Source organism: Nostoc sp., from assembly GCF_054880495.1.
Genome location: NZ_JBTYKD010000061.1, coordinates 1 through 3209 on the forward strand (window position 1 = coordinate 1; position 3209 = coordinate 3209).

General features: G+C 42.0%; 1 protein-coding gene. It reads left to right on the forward strand.

Annotated features, from left to right (window positions below):
• Positions 1-131 precede the first annotated feature (131 nt).
• Entirely contained in the window at positions 132-3158 is a 3027-nt protein-coding gene (locus tag ACYTXL_RS07080) for a pentapeptide repeat-containing protein (protein ID WP_461924087.1), read from the forward strand.
• Positions 3159-3209: the final 51 nt, after the last annotated feature.

Genomic DNA, 3209 nt, shown 5'->3' on the forward strand with positions numbered 1-3209 from the left:
TCAAACAAGCACTGTTTTTTAGCAATCAGAAAACAGTTTTGATACAAAACTTTGTCTTACCCATTGTTACCTGTTTTCGACAACTGATAAATCGAGCATAATTGCCATATTAGCCTTGACTGTGTAATTAAATGAACCTGAGTATTCGGCACTGGTTGGCAGAACGCTATATCGCAATCAATCAAATCAGAGGATTTTCAACGGGGCAATTGGCAGGTATTGCCTACCGGATTGTTCAGGATATGGAAGTTAAAAGCCTCATGCCTTTTGATATCTGTACCTTGGTAGAGGTTTTAGAACTGCCTTTAGATATTGTTTGGAAAGAAATCAATGTCATTTCCCAGTTGACAGAAAACCTGTTGCGTAGTCTAAGCCAAAAAAAACCATTAAAACGTAACGAAGGCACATGGCTAGCCTTTCAAATTGCCTATCTCCAGGCTTTGCAAGCAATTCTAGAGCAAGAAGCAAGCTTGCAAAGACCGTGGCTAGATCGGGCAAGTATACCCGTTCAATCACACATATTTAAAGAGTCTCTGGGTAAATTTACGCTCCCAGATCCGCAACTACAAGGTTTGCTGAAAACTCTCAGCCCAGGTAAATTGAGTGACACTCAAGCGGAACAAGCATTATCTTTAGTTGCAGATTCATTACTGGTGCAACAAATAAATAACGCTGTTATCGCTTGGTTAGTTGCCAATGGTGCAGAGTCACCTGAAGCTAAACTCCTAACACAGCGTTTGCTCAACTCACTTCCTGGTAACATACTGGTAGTCGTTACCGAGAATGCTGCACCTTTAGCCCAACTGCAAAAATTTTTCCGTTTGGGGATTTCATTATCTCCCAGTTTAATCACCCCAGAAGTTGGTTTTACAGTCGGTGAGAAAATTGATTTGCACCGAGAACATTACCGTGCAAGTTTGATTAAAAACCTGAGTATGCCTTTGCTCATGGAATCCTTTGCGCTTAAGGATATTTATGTACCACAAAAAGGCTTACCAATAGAGGAAAGTATTTCTGAGCCGGATAAAAAAACTATTAAACCAGTTGATTTAAAAACATGGGCGCAGCAACAGCTAGCTGATTTAGAAACAATCGCAATCATTGAGTCGGAACCTGGTTATGGAAAAACTAGTTTTTGCCAACTTTGGGCGGCAGAGGTAGCACAGGAACTTTACCCTACTTGGATGCCGATATTAATTAGGTTGCGGGATATAAAATACGGCAAAACTTTCACCGAAACCCTAAATTCGGCTTTTCCTGTTAATCTTTCAACTTGGTTAGAGCCAGAAAATCTCCCTTGTCTGTTGCTGCTGGATGGTCTAGACGAACTGCCCCCTTCGCCTCAGGGTATAAGGGGACAAGCAATTTTTATTCAGCAATTACTGAACTTTCAATCTCAGCACCAACACAAAATTGTGTTGACGAGTCGCTCAACGACGTTAGCGGAAATCGTCTCTGAACTACCGCTATTATTGAGGCGAATTATTATTCAGCCATTGGATACGGACGAACTCAAACAATGGTTTCAGCAGTGGATAAAAGTGCAATCGTTGGCGATCTCTCAAAATTTATTTACATTCTTAAAACAGTCCGGCTTCTTGACCAGCCAATCAAAGTTAATAGAATTATCTGCCCTGATTCGTCAACCCCTAATGCTGCATTTGTTGGGCATTTTGCACCGCGACGGATTGCTAGATGATCAACTATTGCAGTTAGCTGCTAATAACCAAAAGTCTTCTCTGTTATGGGAAATTTATCATCGCCTGAGTCGATGGTTGTTGGGCTATCCGCTAATTGGTGGTATGAAGACGATGTTACTGCGCTCAGGATCGGCTCATATCCACCGAACTCCAGAAGCGATCGCTAATTTACTCGCTGGACGTCATCCCGAAGATTTACTTAAGCAGATGCAAGCGATCGCTCTGAAAATTTTACACTCGCAACGTCATCAAATTAATCTAGCTGAGGAATCTAATACTTTACCAGCGTTTTACTTTAAAATTCGGGATTTAGAAAGCTCAGTCAAAGACGCAGCAAAAAGTAGTTTAATTGAGTTTTCGCATATTAAGTTAGGAGAATTTATTTGTGCAGATGCGATTGCTGCCCAACTTAAATCTCTAACTAAGTACCAAGATGAGGCTTATGGTACACTGACTTTTGTGCTTGATTCTCCCAGTAGCGTAGCCCAACACCTTTATAATTTATTAGGTTATGGGATACTTAGCCAGGAAATTGAAGAATTAGCGATTGCTGGATTGCATCGGCAGCAAAAGCACAAGTTTTCCTTTGAAGTTTTGTTTCAACGTCTTTTGTCTTTCTGGCGTGATTACTGTCAAGGCCGTTGGTTAGATGAAGGGATAGCCCACAAAGCTTTGACTCATTTTCACGCACTACAAAACCCAGTGAATGTTGAACAGGTGAATGCTGCTGTAGGACTGAATGTGTTTTTATTGCTTTGTGCTTGTTACCGAGAAACAAAAGTTCCTTTTTGGCCTTGCGGTAATCCAGCGAATTTGGCAGAATTCAATCCAGATGGGTTGAGTGCGCTAATTGCTAGGACAACGGTTTTGCACAAAAGTGCCTTTGCAACCCGAATCAAGTCTCTGGCTGGACTCAACTTATCGGGAGCCTCTTTATTGCAAGTTATGTTAAGTGGGGTAAATCTTGAGCAGATAAACTTATCCAATGCGGAGTTAATCGGGGCGAATTTAGCGGGAGCGAATTTGCAACAGGCAAACCTCGCAGGCGCGAACCTCCAACAGGCGAACCTCGCAGGCGCGAACCTTCAACAGGCGAACCTTGCAGGCGCAAACCTGCAACAGGCTAACCTTATGGGGACAAATCTGAATTCTGCCAATTTCAATAACGCCTGGTTATTTGATGCCATTATCGCTGATGCTGACAAAAAATTGGCCGCTGATAATGGTGCCTTGTTCTCCAAAGAGTCGTTTTCCAGATTGAAACATTTGCGTAGTTTACCGCCGCAGGCATCGCAGCAGCCCTTCTCAAACACAGATGTTAATTGGAACAAGACCCCTGCGATCGGAGTAATTGAAAGCTCCGAAGGTAGGATTTTACCGATAGATTTATATGACGGTGAAGAGGATAATGAGACAGTTTTTAGCAATAACTCCATTGATGATAGTAATGGTTATTAAGTTTTATTGCCTAGTAAAGCTAGAATCCAGACTATAAAAACCTCCTAGCTC